Origin of the sequence: Microscilla marina ATCC 23134 (genome assembly GCF_000169175.1) — a bacterium.
Lineage (GTDB): Bacteria > Bacteroidota > Bacteroidia > Cytophagales > Microscillaceae > Microscilla > Microscilla marina.
Genome location: NZ_AAWS01000011.1, coordinates 121,543 through 141,570, shown reverse-complemented (window position 1 = coordinate 141,570; position 20,028 = coordinate 121,543). Strand labels below are relative to the sequence as shown.

Genomic DNA, 20,028 nt, shown 5'->3' with positions numbered 1-20,028 from the left:
TTATCAATGGTAAGTGGTATATAAAAACGCCAAAATACATACAGTACGCAATAAAGTATACTAACAAGCCAATTTTTGCCAGGTTTTTTTTATCTACACCAAATATTCTTGGTGTTTGGTAAGTTTACTACAGCTGTTTGAGCCAGTCAATCAAACGGTTGATCCCAGTGACTACCAAAGCACAATGTTGTGTCAAAAACTCTGCATCCAAGGGTTGATCCAGCGGCACTTTTTTGCTGGCAAGCAAAGCTTTTTCTCCGTCAAAATTGACATAAGCCATTCTTAAATTTAATTCATGTTTAGAGCGTCCAAAAGAACTTCCTGGCAAAGCGGCTACTCCTGTATCTTCAAGAATACGTTCGCACAACTCTGTACTACTCTTAATGTTTACCTCAAGCAAGGCTTGGCGGTAATGCTCAAAGTCGGGAAAAATATAAAAAGCTCCTTCTACCGGGTGAATACGTACTTTGGCATCTTGCAACTGTTGTACAATCCACTTGCCCAAGGCATTGAGTATTCGACGCGAATGCAGCAAATACTCATTAATTTCGTCGCCTCCTCTAAAAGCTACCACTGAAGCATACTGAATGGGGGCAGATACAGAAGTGTAGGTTTCGCTTGCCACTACTACCAGGGCATCGAGCAACCAACGTAAACTTGCCGGAAACGAGAAAGTACCCAAACGCCACCCTCCGGCTCCACACCATTTAGACAAACCTGAACTGATAATGGTACCTTCTGGGTAATAACGTGCGATAGATATATGCTTGCCCTGGTGATTGGTTTGCCCATAGATTTCGTCGGACAATATGATGATATTGTATTTGCGGGCTACTTCGGCTATTTGCATTAGTTCTTCTACGGTATTGCCATCGCCATAAGGGTTAGAAGGGTAATTAAGAATCAACAACCGGGGTTTATCCACATCATTTTCTTCCAGGCACTGGGCTTCCAGGGCTTGGGGCGAAAGAGTCCAGCGGTTTTTATAGGCGGTTTCTATCATGGTCACTTTCCGTCCTATGATTTTTGCCTGAGGGATATAGGAAACCCAACAAGGAGCAGGAATGAGAATGTCGCCATAAAAAGCAAGCTGTAGTAAAAACATTAATTCTTTAGACCCAGGTCCAATCATCACGTTCTCTTGTTGAATGTTTACGTGGTCTTCGCGGCGGTGAAACTCTGCCACTGCCTCACGCAGTTGGGGCAGTCCTTGTACTGGTAGATAGTCTTTTTCGTGGGCGTGTTTTTGTAGGGCATTGACTACACATTGGGGTACTGGAAAGGGGGATTGTCCTAGCCCAAATGAGTAAATTTCTCGTCCTGCTTTTTGTAACTCGGCCACTCGTTCGTTAATCGCCAAAGTTGCGGACTTACCCAACCCTCTTACATTGAGGTTAAGGCTTACGTTTTGAATGCTCATATTGCTTATTTGTTGACTGTATGCTTGGAACTGCCTTGGTACTCTAACACTGTATAAATAAAATATAATTACCTATATTTTACTCTTTCTCATAAGATGACACGCTTTATAAAGCTTAGTACACTGAGTTGCCAAAGTACTGGCATTTTACCCCAATTGAGGTAAACAATCATTTATTATAACGAAAAACAGACAAAATTTCCACAAAAAAATACTATAATATATAGTAAAAATCTACTCTACCCTACTATTTTTCGCCCTGATTTGTGTCTTCACAAATCACCTCACCCACAAGCTTAAAAACGGCTTATTTTAGGGTTTCGATCGCCCCCGTATCGGGTTTATCAATTGGTGAAGACACGCAACCGAGGCGGGGAGGCTACTTTTAAAAACCGAAGCTACAGTTTTACTGTGCTGAGCTCAACGAAGTTAAAAGCTGGGTAGAGTAGTAAAAGTCAAACCTCAATATCGCAACCCTTCAACGTTTCGGGAGCTACCCTACGTTTGTTACCACCCTACATAACGTGGGGGCTTAATCCCTTTAAGACGAAGGTATACGACCAACTGAGCGCGGTGATGCGTCAGGTGATCACGAATGAGGTAATAAATGCCTTTTTTGGTCATGGCGACATTTTTGGCAAAAAACTTTACTGAGTGTTTAGCCTCTTTGTCCTGTAGTTTTTCTATCTGTTGGGTAATGGCGTCAAACGCTTTGTTAAGCATCGACAAGGTTTCGGACTTAGACTTCCCTGTTTTTTTGAAGCCATCCAAAAAATTGGCTTTTACACCTGTTACATAATACTGCAAAAACCCTATGTTGTTGGTAATATGGGTGAGCTCTTCTTCAAAAGTTTTGGCGTCTTTGGTAGGTTTGTACTGATAAAACTTTTCGGGCATTGCTTCTGCCATTTTTATAGTATAGGTCTTGGCACGCTGCCACACAGGACCAAACTCTATGGCAAAATTGCTCTGGCTGTGTGCCGATACACCAACTATACAAAATACAATGATGAGCAATAGACGGGTATTCATAATCAATGATTAATGTTTGAATTCAGTAACTAACAATAACGATTTTATTGTCTGAGGGAATGTTTTTGTATTTGCAAATTAATGAATATTTGGAGGAGGGCAAATAAGGGGAGTAAAATTAGCCCTCAACGCAAAGGGAGTTACCCTAATTACGCACTTTTTATACTCCTAAACACCTGCTAGTCAAAATGTTCAATGTATAATTGATTATGTAATCATTCCTGAAGCTTTTTTGTATATTTACCTGTACACAATAGTCCATAGTATTTAGTCGATAGCTGATTCGAGTAAATGTTTACCTTGTTAAATGCTGTAACCCAGTATTTTATATTAAGATTGCTTACTCAATTTATTTTTAAAAGTGTGTCGGTTTTACGCCCAAACACCCAATTAAATAGTTTTTATTTTCGTAAATAACTGAGAACCAGCAAACAACTTTGACTAAAATCACTGCGGAGTATTGTGTACAATCACAGTTTATTATAAAAAAAACGAAAAACCATGCACCCCTCCCAACTCACCCAATTGTTAGGTAATATTGATATTTACCTGATCGACCAAATACTCAAAGGGCGACTTATGCCTCGTATGCGGGTACTGGATGCAGGTTGTGGTAGCGGACGTAACGATGAATACTTGCTTAAAACTGGTTTCGAGGTTTTTGGCATTGATCAATCACCCGAAGCCATTGAGTACTTACACAATAAACTCTCCCAAGTGACCCCTGATGTTTCCCTCAAACAATTCGAGGTAGGAGATGTAGCCCAAATGCCTTATCCCAACGCTCACTTCGATTGGGTCATTAGTAGTGCCGTGTTACACTTTGCCAAAAACACCGCTCATTTTGAAGCCATGGTCACCGAAATGATGCGGGTATTGAAACCTACCGGAGTTTTGTTTGCCCGCCTTGCCTCCGACATTGGCATTGGCGACTTGATCACTCCCCTTGAAAACGGATGGTATCACTTACCTGATGGTAGCAGTCGCTTTTTGGTCACTGAACTTCAGCTGATTGAAATGACCCAAAAAATGGATGCTCATTTCATCGAACCTATCAAAACTACCAACGTGCAAAACCTGCGGGCAATGACTACCTGGGTAATACAAAAAAATATATAATTCCTAGAATCTTATTTTTCCTCTCTCCAATATTTTCCTTGTAAAATTTTATTTATTTTTTTTCACTCAAGCAGGAAATTAAATTTATTTAAGTGTTTTTATTACACGGATATACTTTAGCATAAAAAGACATAAAAGACAACAACTATAAAATATATTACCACACAAATAAGTAATTACCCTTATGTTTTGAAGGTAAAATATACTTATTAACAAGTACCAGAGTTGCCAATTAATCTGAATGATTAGTGGCTTTTTTACAATTCTTACACTCCTGTTACGCTTCCAAAACACCTCCCAAACAAGTTTTATTTACCTTCGCACCTCCAATCCAATCCTATAGTCATTTAGGTTGATTATTGTAAAAATATCAGCTGTAAATACTACTGTATTTTGCACGTATAAACACTTGTTTTTAAGCTGATTATATGCATTCAACTTGCTGTAAGCGAATACATATACTACATTCGCAGTTAGTTTAGCACAAGCTTAATCACTATCAACCCAAGAGGTTTCCAAGACCAGCATTGACTAAGTAAATAAATACATACACATAAAAATATCATCAAAGAATAGACAAATCAGAATTATTACAAGGTTTTCGCAACAAGCAGTTATTGTCATTTATCCTTTAAAAACAGCCATTTGCCTTGGTGTTCAAACAGTTTACCGAAAAAAAACTAAAAAACAGCATAAAAAAATAAAAGTTACACCAAAAAAACAATGCCTAAAAGCCAAAATGCAACAAATGAAAACATTGATTTAAAACGACAAAGCGTGGAACCAAACAAGTAGCCTGGCTGAAATAGTTTGAAATATTTTTAGATTTCATCTTCTACTATGTTTGCCACCCGAAAAATGATTTTCACTAACAACAGGTTTTTTATAAAGGTTTATCTCTCCCCTCAGCATGAGGAAGAAACGACCTTTGAAACACGAACTTATTCACATAGCGCTTAAAAATAAGACTGCTAAAATTAATTCATTGGATCATGAGACAACATTTTACTATTATACCAGCCACTACAAAACAGGCAATGCGCTGGTACGCTCAACAACACCTTACCCTACACCTACTATTGCTGTTATTTTTGGGTTTGGCACAATTAGCCAACGCTCAAGAGGGTACCAAACAATTGATGCCCAATGCTACCGACCGTCTATACATTAGAATAGACCCATTTGCCAAGTATGGAGCCAATACGCAACAGAGGATGAATATTTACTTGAATGTAGGTGAAAAAATGCACTTTGGTATGCAGCTGAGTGATGGCACTGGAGTAAAATTTAGAATAAAAGATGCAGGTGACAACATCGTATTTCCCGAAACCTCGGTACCTACTTCGGCGGGCACAGGTTATATTGACACCTACACTGAGGCGGTGTCTGGTCCTAACGGGGTAAAACTCAACGGTAGCACCGTTACCAGTGGGTACACTACGCCTTTTGTATATACAGCGGCTTCGTCTGGTAATCACTACATAGAATTTACCGGGGATAATAACGCAGAATTGTCCTTCCTTGATGTAACCGTTACTGACGCTGCCAACAACATTATCACCAACCCTGATGACCCTAACCGATCGGCGGGACGTTTGTGGTCTCAGCAATGGAGCCTTTCTACCACTAGTTTTACTAATTTTCCGGTAAATGCCGAATTTTATGTATTCACTGCTGACGAGTTTGTAAATAAAGTGAAGTATGAAATGAAGCCCAATGTCTTTGACTTTGTTGCCAACTCGTTTGGTACTGCCCTTACCGGCGAACAAATTGTAAGACAGCAAAGCCAGGAGGGGAATGTGTTGGGCTCTACCAGTATAGGTGAGTATAAAATATTTTTGAATGATCCCGACCAAGCTGCTTTCCCTACCAATAACATCCCACCTCCGGTAGTAAAAGCCTGGCTTGACAACACCCAGCTTTATGACTACGACTATAACCGATCCCCTCAACAACTTGACTTGAGCGCCAACAAGCCAACCATTACCCGAAATGCAGGTACTTGCCCCGACCCAAGTTCGGCTACCTTTACGGTGGAGTCTAACGTTTCTGGAAAAGCCACTATTTTGATTGATGCCAACGGCGATGGTTTTGTAGTGGGCACGAATGACCGTGCCTTGTATATGGACATTACACCTGGGGTAAACAAGTTAGTATGGGACTTAAAAGACGCCAATGGTACCTTGCTTACTGATGGTAACTTTACTGCTTCGGGTACTTTTCTTGCCCGTGGTCCTGCTCACTTCCCGCTCTACGATGTAGAGTCTTTGAGTGGTATTACTACTTCTTCGATACGCCCTTATAGTAAACTAAACCCTACGCTTTACTGGGACGATTCTAACATTAGCGACTGGGCGGATAAGTCGGGAACCAATGCGATGGCAGTAACCAAACAAAGTCAGTTGGTGATCAACGCTAACACACCAAGGGTTTGGACTTACAGCAGTAATAACAACGAAAATAACAATGGAAATAAAAACACCATGAACTCATGGTTCAATGCAATTGACCTGGGGCTTGCCGGATTTGACTTTACCATTGTTACCAGTACATCGCAATGTAATAACGGATCTTTGCCCGTAGTGAGTGATATTCAGAAATCGGGGGTAAAAAATGCCGACATTGCCTTTGCCAACACTGATTTTACCAACAAATACTCTGACCCTGGCAATGTAACCTTAAACAAGATCAAGATATTATCTTTGCCTTCTGGTACCGAGGGAGTACTTAAGTTGAACGGAGTAGCCATTACCCTCAATCAAGAGATTAATTTTGCTGACTTAAACAATATCACTTTTACCCCGATTAATAACTTTACAGGAAACGTATCTGTTGCCTGGAATGGAAGCAACGGGAGTGATTTTGCTACCCAACCAGCCAGCATCAATATTGCCATTAACACAGCCCCCAATATTTCTAACATTGGCAATCAGGCAGTTTGTGCTGATAATGCTACCTCTATCATTAACTTTACTGTAGGCGATGCCGAAACCGCGGCTGGTTCGCTTACGGTAAGCGCTTCATCAAGCAACCTTACTATTGTACCTATAGCAAACATTGTATTGGGTGGAGCAGGTGCTAACCGTACCATTACGGTGACCCCTGCCAGTGGGCAAAGTGGCTCATCTACTATTACGGTATTTGTAAGTGATGGCAACAGCAACAGCAGTGCTTCTTTTATAGTAACGGCTGGTCCTTCGTCTAACTTTACCGGATCTACCAGTGCTTGTGTAGGCAATGCCCTCAACCTTACAGCAGAAGAAACAGGGGCTACTTCTTATAGCTGGAAAAAAGAGGGAGTTGAAGTGGCCAGTACACAAACTTTTTCAATTGCCAGTATGGCTGCTGCCAATGAAGGAACCTATACCCTTACTGTAGTCAAAAACGGTTGTACAAGTAGTAAATCGTTTCAGGTAAGTATATTTCCCCACATAAGCTTTACCGGAACTACCGATGTATGTCTGGGTGGTACACTTACCCTGGTTGCCGACGAAACAGTGGCCACCTCGTATAGCTGGAAAAAAGGAGGAGTTGAAGTAGGTAATTCACAAACCTTGACCATTAACAATATACAAGCCGCCAACATTGGTGCAGACTATACGCTTACTATCGAAAAAGAAGGTTGTACCAATACATCTCCGGCTTTTGCGGTCTCACTCAATGGGCCTACTGTTGCCATTGCTAATGGAGCCAAAGTGTCTTTTTGTGGTACCAGCGGGGTACTTACTGCTACTGCTGTAACCGGAGCTACTTATCAATGGAAAAAAGAGGGAGCCAACATTGGCACCAATAGCAACCAGCTCACCGTAACCGAAGCAGGTAGTTATACAGTAACCGTGTTGGTGGGTGGTTGTACCAATACGTCAGAAGCAAGTATAGTTACCTTCAATCAAATAAACTCATCGGTAACGATTGCTTCTAACGCCAACAACAACGCGGTGTGTGCCGGACAAAGCATTGCCTTTACTGCTACTGCCACCAACGGAGGAACCAATCCTACCTACCAATGGCAAGTCAATGGTAACAATGTAGCGGGTGCCACCCAAAGTTTTTTCACCTCTAATGCGCTTAGTCATAACGACGCCGTTACTGTGGTGATGCAAGCCAATATAAGCTGTCCCCAAACAGTAAATTCTAATGAAATATTGGTCACTGTCAATGCGTTGCCTACTATCACTTTTGCGACTAACAGTGCCACTATTAGCAATAATGAGGTAACGATTACCGAAGGTGAAAGTATCACTATTGATCTTACCGGAGCGGCTACTTATACCTGGACTCCTGCCACAGGTATTAACTCTCAATCGGCAGATGGTGCGCAGGTAGTATTGGCTCCTACCAGTACTACTACTTATGTGGTAACTGCTACGAGTGCTACCGGATGTCAGGGCGCGGCACCTTCCAGCCTCAAGGTGATAGTGAATCCTAAGACTGACCTATTTATTCCTTCGCTGTTTTCACCCAATGGAGATGGTCAAAACGATCGCTTTATTGTAAGGGGTACAGGCATTCAAAGAATTACTTTCAGGGTATTTGACCGTTCAGGACACTTGATTTATGAAACCAACTCGGTAGATGAGGCAACCACCACTGGTTGGGACGGTACCAAAGATGGGGTAAATCAACCTATAGGTATGTATACCTGGAGCATTACCGGAGCTTTTGTAGATGGACGGGAAATAAGCTTCAAGGGGGCAAAAGCCGGAAAAATTAACCTACTTAGATAAATTATTCAGACATAGAGCAACGGGTGACAGCGTTGCTCTTACTAAAAAAACAGCTACATCTTAACTAAGTAATACAGATGAAAAATTTTACACAAAATTTTTGGGTAATCTGTGGTTTGTTATTGGGGTTGCATACCCTGGGGCAGGCACAAGACTTTAACATGACCCAATACCATTATACGCCTTTGCTTACCAACCCGGCAAGAGCTGCGGCAAGCAACGATCGTCAGATTTTTTTGAACTACCGTAATCAGCCCAATGTGGCCGATGAAAACTACCGGTTTTTTATGGCTACCGGGGTCTACCCGCTGATCAACAAAAACACCCAAAAAAGATGGGGAGGGGTAGCCTTGGGCTTTGTCAATGACCAAAATGGCACTTTCCTGCACACCAATGGGTTTACCGGAGCTTTTGCCTATAACCACGAGATTGGTTCACACTTTTTGGGCAAAAAAACCGATAAGTATTATACCAAAAACTGGGGCAAGCATCATATCAGTTTTGGGGCACAAGGGGGCTACTTTCAGCGCTCTATTCGCTTTGACAACCTCACCACTGATGCTCAGTTTCAGGGGGGAACCGTAAACCCCAACGCCGGACTGGGCGAAAGTGCAGCCAATACCTCGCAAAGCTATTTTTCGGCCAGTGCGGGTATGATGTGGCAAGCCGAAGATACGCTGGGCAACACCAAGGCTTTTTTGGGCATATCGTTGTACAACATCAACGAACCCAACCAGTCGTTTTTCAACGAAGTAAAAGATGTCATCCGACGAAAGTTTACGATGACAGGGGGAATGAGGGTATGGGAAAACCGAAACTTTTCGGTGTTTCCTAACTTTAGATGGATCAACCGAACTGGAAACAACCAGATCAATGCGGGTGCCTGGGTTTTTGCCAGTCCTTTTATCTTAGGCCAAATCGCGCCTTATTTCAAAGATGCCAAAGTAGGGGTGGGTGCCTGGTACAACCTCAACAAGGCAATTATAGCATCGCTGGAGTTTCACAAACCTTCTTATTTTGTAGCGTTTAACTTTGACTGGCCAACGGCTCAATCGTCTACCATCTGGCAGGGACACAGTGTGTTTGAAATCACCGTAGGATTTAAGTTTAAGCGCAAGCCCCTTAAAAAACCTCACTACGAAATCCCCCCCATCGACCCAGACTCAGGCATGAAGTTTAACCCTGTACCTCCAGGGGCGATTCCTATGGCCATGGTGCCTACTCCTCCCCCACCCAAAGAAAAGCCGAAAACCAAGCCAGGGCTCGAAGATGGCGCTTTCCGCTTTAAGCTGGGCAGTGACGAGTTGGACGAAAAGTCGAAGGCTTTGCTGGATAGTGTAGCCCAAAAAATGATGGAGTTTCCAGAGGCAGAGATTGAGGTATCGGGACACACTTGTAACATTGGTACCAAAGCGGGTAACCTGAGATTATCGAAAAAACGTGCCGAGGCAGTGCGTAAATACTTGATGGAATACGATGGTATTGACCCCAAACGCATTAAAACGGCTGGGTATGCCGACAACCGTCCGTTGGTGCCCAACGTAAATGAGCCCAATCGTAAGAAAAACCGTAGGGTAGCATTTAAGATGAGGTTTCCGGATCAATCGGATAGTAAGTAATTTAAAAAAATCATATCAATACACCAGTGATTGATCAGAAATACCCTCAAGTACTTTTGGTCAATCACTTACAAAGACAAAACTTAATGAAATATCTAACATATTTTGCTTGCACCTTTGGGCTACTGGTGGGCATACAACAAGCCCAGGCTCAGTTTAAAGAAATTAAAACCAACATTGTCAACCTTAAGTACAGTTCGGTTGCCTGGGGTGATCAGGACAACGACGGTGACTTGGATATATTTGTGATGGGGTGGAACGGCAAAAAACGTGTCACTCGCATTTATAATAATAACCAAGGGCAGTTTGAAGACATTGAGGCGAGTTTGCCAGGGGTAAACAGTGTAGCGTCGAACAACCTTGCCTGGACTGACCTGGACAACGACAATGATTTGGATTTGATGCTGACCGGGCAGGATGGTTTTAACCGAATTGCCAAGGTATTTAGCAATGAAGGAAGCAATTATTTCAAAGAAATGCCTCAAAAACTAGGAGGAGTATATGCCAGTACTGTAGTGTGGGGCGATTATGACAACGACGGCGACTTGGATTTGTTGATGGCGGGCAATACCAAAAGTGGTGGTAGAAAAACCCAAATTTTCAGGAATGACCAAGGCAAACTGGTAAATATAAAGGCTCGCTTGTTGGGGGTATCGCGCGGAACAGCTGCGTGGGGTGACTACGACAACGACGGTGATTTGGACATTTTGGTATCGGGCAGGTATCATCCTACCAAAAAACTGGCAAAGTGTGTAATTTACCGCAATGACAACGGCAAGTTTACCGATATTGGCGCTCCTATGACAGGCTTGTCGCGTGGCACGGCTGTATGGGGTGACTATGACAATGACGGAGATTTAGACCTGTTGATGAGTGGACTTGCCAGCAACCGTAAGCGAACCACGTTATTGTATACAAACCACCAAGGCAAATTTGCCGTGACCCCTACTCCACTGATCCAGGTATCGCGCAGTTCGCTTGCCTGGGGTGACTACGACAACGATGGCGACCTCGATATTTTGATTAATGGCATGGACAACAATGGCAAAAGATTGTCTAAGGTTTACCAAAACAATGGGGGTAAATTTAAGGATGCCAACGCTCAACTGATGGGCTTATCGGCTGGGTCGGTGGCCTGGGGCGATTACGACAACGATGGCGACCTGGACATTTTAATTACAGGCGAAGATCAGCACTTTAACCAACACACCAAAATATACCAGAATACCTTAGACAAGGGGAAAAACATCGCCATTGTGCCTCCCTCAGACCTTGACGCCGAGGTAAATAACAAAGCCGTAAAGTTGACATGGAAAAAGGTGCAAGATACTAAGGGGCTTACTTACAACATAAGAATTGGCACCGCTCCGGGTAAACACGACCGACTATCGCCTATGGCAAATGCCCAGAGTGGCTTTAGGTTGGTGGCCAACAGTGGCAATGCCCAACACCACGATCATTGGGTGATTAAGAACCTGCCTCCAGGCAAATATTACTGGAGCGTGCAAACCATTAACAGTGCTTTTAAAAGTTCTAAATTTTCGGAAGAAAAATCTTTTGTAGTACAGTAAAACCATTACATTATCTTCTGTAAAAAACCCCTGTATTGCAAGTAATACAGGGGTTTTTTTATTCACATTAACATAAAAACATCTTAAAACCATATAAATACATCTATTAATTACATTACAAAACGCCTCTTGCCTTCTTTCTTATTTTATAAACTATAAAAAATATTAAAGAAAGGAATTATGCCATTATTTGGGAAAAATAAAAAGGATAAGGATACTCAAAATGCTCAGAGTAGTCAAAGTCAATCGAAAAAAAAGAAAAAATCAAAAGGGGGAAGTGCCCAATCAGGTAATCAATCAAGCCAACCACTGCATAGCTCTAAACACAAGAAGCCACATAAATCTAAACACCCGCCACATAGCTCTAAACATCCAAACCTAGCAACAGTAAGCGAATCAGTACCACTCAAAGGGTCAGGAGACCCTCACAGCATTAGGTTTGACCTAAGTGATAAACGTGTAGATGCTCAAGTAACCCACACCTTAAAATTGCTCAAAAAAGAATTTAAGGATTTAGAGATGGATAAGATCGATTTGCACGCGCACATTATGAAATATTTAGTGGGCAGAGATGGGGTTGATCCTAAAAGACTAGACGCTGCAGACTTAGCACTGCAAATGCATAAGTATATGGCTCCTCTATTTGTAAAAGACCCAAGAAGTAGAGGAATGACCGCGGGTACTATGAACAGCCAACTGGATCAACAGATGTACCCAGACAAAGTAGAGGATTTACATAAAGATCCCAAAGAGAAAGCAAAGTATATAGACCAAATGAGTGGTAGCCAAAGCAGGCGTCCCAAAAAAGACGATCGAGGCAAGCTCCACCAAGGGATACGTTTGCAACACCCTGTAGATAGTAAGGCAGCGTTGGACGAATTATTTATTCAAGCAAATTTATCACAAAAGGAGTTTGATACACAACTATTGGAAGTTCAAAAACTGTTATCGAAGGGTCACAGGAAGGTAACAGCACATAAGTCTGACATCAAGGGTTGGGACAGGGCTTATGACAAACAACAAAATAAATACCGTGATGCTAGCCTAATCAAAGACTTGGTAAGGGGTACTTTGGTATTTAACTCTGTAACTGATCTTGTACAGGGGCGAGATTACATCTATCAGTGTTTTACAGTATACGGTACCAAAAACTCCATTGGGCACCCTACCGAGACCGGCTACCAAGATATGAAAATAAATGTAAAATTAAGCACGGGGCATATAGGCGAGCTACAGCTCCACCTACAAAGCATGGTAGAAAGTAAACATGCGGGTGGACACGGCTTGTACCGCTTAATCAGGGATTTTGACGAAGGAAAAACTAGTAATTTCAACGATGACCCCAAAAAAGCTGTTGACAGACTACAGCCAGTACTACAAACTTTGCGGGCAAACAAGCAAAAAGCCATTGCCAACCACCAAAACAAAACAGGGCTAAGCACCACTCTAGGCCCATTCAACCCCAAGACACACGACCGTAAGATTGCTTTTGTTAGATGGCTCATAGCTAGCATTGACTACGGACAATCGTTCAACCTGAACTCAGAAGAAGGTGCATTACTCAAAGAAATTAGTAAAGATGTTTATGCAAGTGCTGAAAAGGGTATTACCAAAGAAATAGAAGCTAGTGCAAGTTTAAGGACGACTTTCGGAGTAGGTTAAGTAACGTGTTCGCCCCGTAAACGGGATTTCGGGCGTAGCCCTCAACAATAACCCCGATAAGAAATCGGGACTTTGAAGCTGTCTGGTTTAGAATAAGTTAGCTTCGCAGAGCTTGAACTTCGTTCTGCGGTTCTCTTCACTGTCCTTCGTTCCGCCGGGACTATGAGTTTTTATTGCCCATAGCGATGCTATGGACGCAAAAACCGATGGCTAAATGCCTCGGTCAGTTTTGAGTCTTTGCCCAAAATTCAGACACCTATTTTGAATACGTTACTAAGCATTCACCAAAGGTGCACACCTATCAATGTGCACCTTTAGTAGTAGCTTTCAGTCCTGCCTGGCAGGTTTTTGAAAACTTGCCAGGTAAAATTTCTGCTTTTTTTTATCATTCAATGCAAACCTAAGTTTTGCTTGGTGTGCCCTCTAAAAACCGCTGGTGTGCCAGCGCCATTTTTAGTTGAGGGTAGTCATAGACATGCTGTAGCGCTTCTTTGAGAACCTGGAGGCTGGTAGTTTGCAAAAGTGCCGCCTTTGCCAAAATAATGTCCAGGTCTGATTGGGGCAAAAAATCGGTGACCGACAGCTGCCCACTCTCTACAAAGCGCGACAAGTGCCCCTCTATAGTGGCAGGAGTCAATCCCCTTTCTACGGCGATTTCTTCGAGGCTTTTGCCCGTCTGGTATAGCTCAAGGCTAAGGTCGTGGGTGGTGGTTTTGGGGGTTGGTTGGGCGACAGAAAAATGCTGTTTTTGGGCTTGATAGTTCGATGAACTTTCCAGGCTTTCTTTGCTCAGTATTTCGTTGTTGGCTACACTATTTACCAACAGCTCGGCTTTTACTATTTGTTTGTTCAAGTCTACCAGGCTTTGCTGGATTTCTGTCAGCTCTTTGCGGTATTTTTTAACTTTTTTCTTTTGCCCTACTTCTTTTTTGTGGGCTTCAAGCTTATCGTATAAAGACAACAACTGGGGTAAAAAATAAGCGGTAGCCTTGTCCACCCGTTCTTGCAGGTGCTCTATGGTTTGGTGAGACTGAGGCAGAGAAAACATTCGGGCAATTTGCTTCACAAACTTATCGCCTACCTCCCGCAGGGGCACAAACTCGGCTAATAGGTCTTGTGTCCAACCCTTAAAAGCTTGTTTTGTCGACAGTTTCGCGTCTTTGTCAAAAGACTGCAAATGCTCTTTGAGCAGGCTTTCCCACCCGCTCAAGTCAAAAGCCTTGTAGGCAAACCTCATCACAAAACTTTGTCTTTCTTTTTCCAGGTTTTCGCTGAGCACAGCTGCCGAAGCTTTTTGCTGGTTAAAATTTATCAGATTGGGGTCTTGGGCAATTCGTCGGGGGGGAATCGGGGCAGCCAACACCATTCCCTGCAAACCCGTCAGGCGGGAAAGTGCCACATACATTTGCCCGGGAGCAAAGGTTTTGGAAAGGTCTAACATGGCTTTTTCGAAGGTTAACCCCTGGCTTTTGTGCACGGTGATTGCCCAGGCAAGTTTGAGCGGATATTGAGTAAAAGTACCAATAATTTCTTCTTCGGTTTCGCCAGTTTCTTTATCTACAATATATCGTTTGTTTTCCCATTCAAAAGGCGCTACATAAATCACCTTAGGCCGCTTGCCTTCTGTTTCGTCGTCTACCCTTATACCAATGGCGTCATTTTCCAGTGCTACCACTTTGCCTATTTTACCATTATAGTAGCGAGGGCTTTCGCCCGAATCGTTTTTGATAAACATTACCTGTGTTCCTTTTTTAAGCTCCAGATTTTCGGCACAAGGGTACATACGTTCAGGAAAATCGCCGGATACCTCGGCCGGATATTGATGCACCGCAGACAAAATTTTATTTAATTCCCGTTGGTTGATCGTGTCTGCCTGGTGGTTGTGGGTAGTAATATTGATATAACCCTCTTTAGTATCTGCTGTCAGGTCGGGGTCGTGGTATTGGTTCAGCAGTTGTATATCTTCGGGGTATAATTGATTGTCTCTTAAACGGTTGAGTAACTGGATAAAACGTTGATCAGACTGGCGGTAGATTTTGTCTAACTCTATATACACGGGTGGGTGATGCGCCAACACCCTGGCACCAAAAAAAAAGATACTGGAGTAATAATTTCTCAATACCTGCCATTCGTCGGGGCGTACAATGGGGGGCAGTTGGTTCAGGTCGCCAATAAACAATACTTGCAAACCTCCAAAAGGGCTTGAATCCCGGCGAACCTTGCGCAAAATCAGGTCGGCACAATCAAGCAAATCGGCACGTAACATGCTCACCTCATCAATAATGAGTAATTCTAACTTTCGGAGTAGTTTTCGTTTTTCCTTACCAATGCGTTGCTCTGCCAGTACAACTTTGGGGGTATAAAAGCGTCGATTGCTACTGGTGTGGGCGGGCACCTGGGGGTCATCTTCAGGCACAAAACTACCAATGGGCAATTGCAAAAGAGAGTGCAAACTTACGCCTCCGGCATTGATGGCGGCAATGCCTGTGGGTGCCGCTACTGCGGTAGTTTTGTAAGTATTTTGGATAATGTACTTAAGCAAGGTTGTTTTACCCGACCCTGCTTTGCCTGTCAAAAATATATGTCGATGGGTCGCATTTACATAATGTACGGCTAGTTGTGCCACTTCCGAAAGTTCCATATTTTGCATGGTCAAATTAAGGCTTGTCAAGGCTGAAATGCAATTTATTAGACAGGTTTTAATCAACCAAAGTCAAGTATAGATTTGGGCACTCGCTCATGCACATCGTACCCATTTTAGTCATACCTAAGCAGGAGTGCACATTTTTTTCAAATGTTTTGATGACTTTTGATGACCATAGATCATTCCTCTTCTACTTTCATCAGCTTCAGCGCTATTTTTATAGTGGCATCAACTGTAGTTTTATTGAGGCTTTTGAAAGTGTCGCTTTTCAGGTCTACATACATTTTGGTGTGCAAGGTTACCTGAGAAGAAACGAAGCAATGATTTTCATAATCAAAAAAGTAAGTCCCCTTGCCCTTACCCTCAAATGTTGCCTCAGCCTCCAGTTCTTCTGGTATTTTCAAGTCTGACACATTCCAATGACTGGTTAAAACGGCGCAATTTCGTTGCATTTTTTTGGCTTTTTCCTTGTAATACAACTTATGATAACCATTTACAAACAAAGTAGAAGCCTGTAGGCGAAAAGGTAGTTTTACGGGGCTTTTGGCGCTTCCCCCCTTGGCAAAGTCATAAGGAGGCAAAGGAAACAAGGTACTCAAGGTAAAGTCGCCCCGCAAAATTTGAGTTTGCCCACCTGCTGGATAATCCTGATAAATTACCTGAACATTTGACCCAAGATGCCCTTTACCAAACATTTTCTCTTTATCAAAAATCGTGTTTTTCTCCCGAATATCAGTCACTATCAAATCTGCCATTTGATTGCTTTTTACTTTTACCACCAGTGCTTAGTCAATGCTTGGATTGGGGATAGAATGTGGATGAATAATGCAGTCAGGCGAGGCGCAAAAAACGCGCATAGCTGTAGCTACGCAAGTTTTTTTTGCAACAAAGAATGACAAAATTATTCGCCGCAGTTATCCCTAAATATAACCTTGACTAAGTACTAGTTGGGCTTGAATAGTTTGGGATACTGTTTTGTCTAGGTCATCTCCTGAGAAAAAGGGGTGTTTTTTTTGAGTAGTTGTTTTGGTATAGCGATAAATGTACTTTTTAGGCTTGCTAAAGTCCCAAATAAAAACAGTGTTTTGAGCAGAAGTAGTGTGCACCTGATTGTTGCTACATTGGACAAAAGTCAGGCTCGTTAATAGAAGCAAGACAAAACGTTGGATGGTATGTTTCATAATTTTTAAAAGTTTGATCAATGCCTTTGTTTACGCAAGGTTCTTGTCTTTGGGTTTCAATTCAGCCTTACTTCTATCTTCATGAGGCTGCCGAAAATTCTCCCATTTGCAAAGCTTTGACTACCAAACCCACTACGTTTTTTACCCCAAACTTAGTCAATAAATTTTTTCGATGCGTTTCTACAGTGCGAATACTCACAAACAACTGGTCGGCAATTTCTTGGGTGGTATATTCTTTCAAAATCAAGGCTAATACTTCACGCTCTCGAGGGGTCATGTGTACGTCATCGTCTACCTTGGGTTTAGAGCTAATTTGCCGCTTTCGCTTGAGCCCACTCAACATAATTTGGGTAACAAAATCGTCGAAATAGTAGCCCTTTTCGCACACTGTACGGATAGCCTTGCACACGTCTTGCCCCGAGGTGAGCTTGCGCAAATAGCCATTGACCCCCAAGTCGAGCAAGTGTAGCACATAGTCTTCTTGGTCGTATACAGTCAAGGTTATGATTTTGATTTTTGGGTAACGTTGTTTGAGTATTTTGGCGCATTCCATACCATCCATTTGGGGCATTTTAATGTCCATAAGTATCACCTCGGGCAGTTTATCGGCTTGTGCTAGTTGGTTGAGCAAGTCTTGCCCGTGTTCGGCTTCCAATGCAATTTTTAAATCGGCATGTTGGTGAATAATAAAAGTAAGCCCTTCTCTAAAGAGCTGCTGGTCGTCTGCAATAGCTATAGTGATGGTGTTCATACATTTTCTACGTTAAGGATCATTGGTTAACTCTATCCTTAAAAGTACAAATTATTACGATTTATCGGATAACAAGTGAGCTTTTATCTTGATGTTTAGGGTTGCTTGAAAACCTTCGCCTTTGCTCGACTGAAATTTGATTTGCCCCTTGAGTGCCTCAGCTTTGCCTATCATATTTTGCAGACCTAAGCCAAAACGATGGGTGTTTGCCACGCCTTCAAGGTCTACCCCTACCCCATTGTCATGGTATTGCAGGATTAATTGTTCATTCTCAAATTTGATAGCTAAGTTAATATAGGTTGCTTGGGCGTGTTTGAGGGTATTGTTCAACAACTCTTGCACAATGCGATATACTCCCAGTTCTTTGTCTAGGTCTAAACGCTGCGCATCATTGTGTTCAAACGTTACCTCTGTTTGATGCGCCTCTCGTATATGCTTGCACATTTCGTCGATGGCACTCACGAGCCCAAACTTCTCTAGGTTTTGTGGGCTTAGGTTGTGCGAAATTTGCCGTACACTTTGGGCAGCCGTGGCAACGAGTTGGTCTATCTTTTGGGCAACGGTTTGCGCCTCTGGTTGGTTCATCAAATGGCTTAGGTAGAGCTTGGCGGTAGAGAGCACCACCCCTACATCGTCGTGTAAGTCATGGGCAATGCGTTTGCGTTCTTTCTCTTGCACTTGGTTGGTTACCGAAATCAATTGTTGTTGTTGTTCGTTTTTGAGGGCTTGCATGCGCAACTGTTGTTGAGAGAGGCGTTTTTGGTAAAACACTACAAATAAGATGATTGCCACAGCCAACATAAAGGTAATGCCTATGCCAGTAGTAAGCAACCAGGCAAACTCTATTTCTTGGGTTTGATCCATAAAGCAATAGCGGCGCTAATGTAAAATATGATGAGAAAAACAGCATGGGCTGCCCAAAAGGTGACCCCTAAATTTTTGGAGTAATAAAGCAAATAATTGCTGAAAATGAAAATGAATAAAGCACCCGAAAAATACAGCAAAGCACCCACGCTAAACCAAAACATAGGCTCTTGTTCAATCCTTTTTACCTTGAGTTCTTTGGCGGTGTTGTAAAAGTACAGCAAAACAAATAGAATTACCAGCAAACCTTCCACTGTTCTTTGGTAAGAATTATTGGCATGAAGCCCCTGAATAAAGAAGGCATTCAATAAAGAGAAAAGTATAAAAACAACCAAAATGAGGGGAAAAGCAATGTTTGGGATGAATTTGCTCAATGTACTTTTGTAGATGAAAGCAATCAATACAAATTCAAACAATGTATATATATGACCAATAAACAGGTTGGGTATGTGATGCAATGCCAGTATAATTTGCGTAAGGTTTAAACCCACAGAGCAAAGCATCAGCACAAATATTAAACGTTTGTGGAATGAAAGGGAGTGATACTTTAACAGTCCTATAACTATTGGAACCACTCCCCAAAAAAGCATGAAGGCAAATACAGTATAAACAAGGGTTTTCAAATTTGCAGGTGATTAATTAGGTAATATCTTATCTAAATTCCAGCAGGTTAATTCTCCCCACACATAGGCGGACAAGGGGCTCCTGCGTCATAAAACAAGTTATGAAGGACTTGATCATAAGCCTCAGTAGATGACGCTATCATCAGATCAAAATACCCATTTTGAGGTTCCTTTATTTGCGTTTTCCCATTCTTTTGGAAATCATAAATCAAGCAACAAAACTTAAAATGAATGCTTATATCTTCAGACTTTTGATTCTCTAGTCCCTTAAGAATATCAAAAAAATCGTCTAACTGATAATTATACCCCCGCAAATTCATTCCACCGTAGGCATCTAACTGAAATATCCTTTTTAAAGGAGTGGTCACATCTTTTAACGCTTCCCAAGCTTTTAAACGTTCGTTGGCAAGCACGTCAGGTATTGGTGTATTTTTTTTACCACCAAACCTTGCATCGTTTTCTTCTAGCTTAAGATAACCAGTGGTTGGGTTACCATTTTTATCTTCTCCCCACAGCACAATGGTAAACAGAAGGTTTGTTGACAATGAGCTTTTCATTAAGGCAAAACGCACTTTAAAAATGTGCGTACCCACCGAATTAATCAACTCTAAATATTCATTAAATGAAATTTCATACCCTTCTATAAAATACCCATTGCTATTTATAAAGTATTTAGACAAATCTTCAGGTTTGTCCCGATCAATGTGTACTGCCCAACATTGGGTAAGCTCGTCAAGCTCCAGCTTATCAATAATAATTGCCATTAGCAAACAGATTAAAGTAAATAAAAAAATTGTTGTAAAGTTGCTTACTTC

14 protein-coding genes are annotated in these 20,028 nt (G+C 42.1%); 5 read left to right on the top strand and 9 right to left on the bottom strand.

The window, feature by feature from the left end:
- Window positions 1-127 precede the first annotated feature (127 nt).
- Together M23134_RS12170 and M23134_RS12165 are read right to left on the bottom strand one after the other, a co-directional pair.
- Window positions 128-1,420 (bottom strand): pyridoxal phosphate-dependent aminotransferase, encoded by a 1,293-nt coding sequence (locus M23134_RS12170; RefSeq protein WP_002696408.1) that lies wholly within the window; start codon window positions 1,418-1,420, stop codon window positions 128-130.
- Window positions 1,421-1,927: 507 nt separating this feature from the next.
- Window positions 1,928-2,452 carry a DinB family protein gene (locus tag M23134_RS12165; protein WP_002696407.1) on the bottom strand — a complete coding sequence of 175 codons (525 nt, stop codon included), beginning with the start codon at window positions 2,450-2,452 and terminating at the stop codon, window positions 1,928-1,930.
- A 501-nt stretch (window positions 2,453-2,953) separates the two neighbouring features.
- On the opposite strand from M23134_RS12165, the gene M23134_RS12160 reads away from it, so the two are divergent.
- From M23134_RS12160 to M23134_RS12140, 5 genes are all read left to right on the top strand, one after another.
- Window positions 2,954-3,571, top strand: coding sequence for a class I SAM-dependent methyltransferase (locus M23134_RS12160; RefSeq protein WP_002696405.1), 618 nt, complete (start codon window positions 2,954-2,956; stop codon window positions 3,569-3,571).
- A 992-nt stretch (window positions 3,572-4,563) separates the two neighbouring features.
- Window positions 4,564-8,298 (top strand): T9SS C-terminal target domain-containing protein, encoded by a 3,735-nt coding sequence (locus tag M23134_RS12155; protein ID WP_002696404.1) that lies wholly within the window; start codon window positions 4,564-4,566, stop codon window positions 8,296-8,298.
- 77 nt (window positions 8,299-8,375) lie between these two features.
- Window positions 8,376-9,917 (top strand): PorP/SprF family type IX secretion system membrane protein, encoded by a 1,542-nt coding sequence (locus M23134_RS37990; RefSeq protein ID WP_002696403.1) that lies wholly within the window; start codon window positions 8,376-8,378, stop codon window positions 9,915-9,917.
- A gap of 86 nt (window positions 9,918-10,003) precedes the next feature.
- Window positions 10,004-11,488, top strand: coding sequence for an FG-GAP repeat domain-containing protein (locus tag M23134_RS12145; protein WP_075164020.1), 1,485 nt, complete (start codon window positions 10,004-10,006; stop codon window positions 11,486-11,488).
- 180 nt (window positions 11,489-11,668) lie between these two features.
- Window positions 11,669-13,150 carry a RelA/SpoT domain-containing protein gene (locus M23134_RS12140; protein WP_002696399.1) on the top strand — a complete coding sequence of 494 codons (1,482 nt, stop codon included), beginning with the start codon at window positions 11,669-11,671 and terminating at the stop codon, window positions 13,148-13,150.
- Between the two features lie 400 nt (window positions 13,151-13,550).
- On the opposite strand, the gene M23134_RS12135 is transcribed toward M23134_RS12140, so the two are convergent.
- From M23134_RS12135 to M23134_RS12105, 7 genes are all read right to left on the bottom strand, one after another.
- Window positions 13,551-15,791, bottom strand: a complete 2,241-nt coding sequence (locus M23134_RS12135) for a helix-turn-helix domain-containing protein (RefSeq protein WP_053337300.1) — start codon at window positions 15,789-15,791, stop codon at window positions 13,551-13,553.
- Window positions 15,792-15,973: 182 nt separating this feature from the next.
- Entirely contained in the window at window positions 15,974-16,549 is a 576-nt protein-coding gene (locus tag M23134_RS12130) for a hypothetical protein (protein WP_045113454.1), read from the bottom strand.
- Window positions 16,550-16,714: 165 nt separating this feature from the next.
- Window positions 16,715-16,975 (bottom strand): hypothetical protein, encoded by a 261-nt coding sequence (locus M23134_RS12125; RefSeq protein ID WP_045113453.1) that lies wholly within the window; start codon window positions 16,973-16,975, stop codon window positions 16,715-16,717.
- Window positions 16,976-17,054: 79 nt separating this feature from the next.
- Complete coding sequence (locus M23134_RS12120; RefSeq protein WP_002696389.1) at window positions 17,055-17,726, bottom strand: response regulator; 672 nt, start codon at window positions 17,724-17,726, stop codon at window positions 17,055-17,057.
- 54 nt (window positions 17,727-17,780) lie between these two features.
- Window positions 17,781-18,590 carry a sensor histidine kinase gene (locus M23134_RS12115; RefSeq protein WP_002696387.1) on the bottom strand — a complete coding sequence of 270 codons (810 nt, stop codon included), beginning with the start codon at window positions 18,588-18,590 and terminating at the stop codon, window positions 17,781-17,783.
- Complete coding sequence (locus M23134_RS41080) at window positions 18,569-18,964, bottom strand: hypothetical protein (protein ID WP_157558456.1); 396 nt, start codon at window positions 18,962-18,964, stop codon at window positions 18,569-18,571. The genes M23134_RS12115 and M23134_RS41080 overlap by 22 nt, the downstream gene beginning before the upstream one ends.
- 296 nt (window positions 18,965-19,260) lie before the next feature.
- Window positions 19,261-19,977 carry a hypothetical protein gene (locus M23134_RS12105; protein ID WP_002696383.1) on the bottom strand — a complete coding sequence of 239 codons (717 nt, stop codon included), beginning with the start codon at window positions 19,975-19,977 and terminating at the stop codon, window positions 19,261-19,263.
- Window positions 19,978-20,028 lie beyond the last annotated feature (51 nt).

Coding starts and splice junctions, on each gene's coding strand:
- M23134_RS12145 (WP_075164020.1), top strand. CDS start 10,004: ATGAAATATCTAACATATTTTGCTTGCACCTTTGGGCTACTGGTGGGC.
- M23134_RS12130 (WP_045113454.1), bottom strand. CDS start 16,549: ATGGCAGATTTGATAGTGACTGATATTCGGGAGAAAAACACGATTTTT.
- M23134_RS12115 (WP_002696387.1), bottom strand. CDS start 18,590: ATGGATCAAACCCAAGAAATAGAGTTTGCCTGGTTGCTTACTACTGGC.
- M23134_RS12135 (WP_053337300.1), bottom strand. CDS start 15,791: ATGGAACTTTCGGAAGTGGCACAACTAGCCGTACATTATGTAAATGCG.
- M23134_RS12105 (WP_002696383.1), bottom strand. CDS start 19,977: ATGGCAATTATTATTGATAAGCTGGAGCTTGACGAGCTTACCCAATGT.
- M23134_RS12170 (WP_002696408.1), bottom strand. CDS start 1,420: ATGAGCATTCAAAACGTAAGCCTTAACCTCAATGTAAGAGGGTTGGGT.
- M23134_RS12120 (WP_002696389.1), bottom strand. CDS start 17,726: ATGAACACCATCACTATAGCTATTGCAGACGACCAGCAGCTCTTTAGA.
- M23134_RS12140 (WP_002696399.1), top strand. CDS start 11,669: ATGCCATTATTTGGGAAAAATAAAAAGGATAAGGATACTCAAAATGCT.
- M23134_RS12155 (WP_002696404.1), top strand. CDS start 4,564: ATGAGACAACATTTTACTATTATACCAGCCACTACAAAACAGGCAATG.
- M23134_RS12165 (WP_002696407.1), bottom strand. CDS start 2,452: ATGAATACCCGTCTATTGCTCATCATTGTATTTTGTATAGTTGGTGTA.
- M23134_RS12125 (WP_045113453.1), bottom strand. CDS start 16,975: ATGAAACATACCATCCAACGTTTTGTCTTGCTTCTATTAACGAGCCTG.
- M23134_RS37990 (WP_002696403.1), top strand. CDS start 8,376: ATGAAAAATTTTACACAAAATTTTTGGGTAATCTGTGGTTTGTTATTG.
- M23134_RS12160 (WP_002696405.1), top strand. CDS start 2,954: ATGCACCCCTCCCAACTCACCCAATTGTTAGGTAATATTGATATTTAC.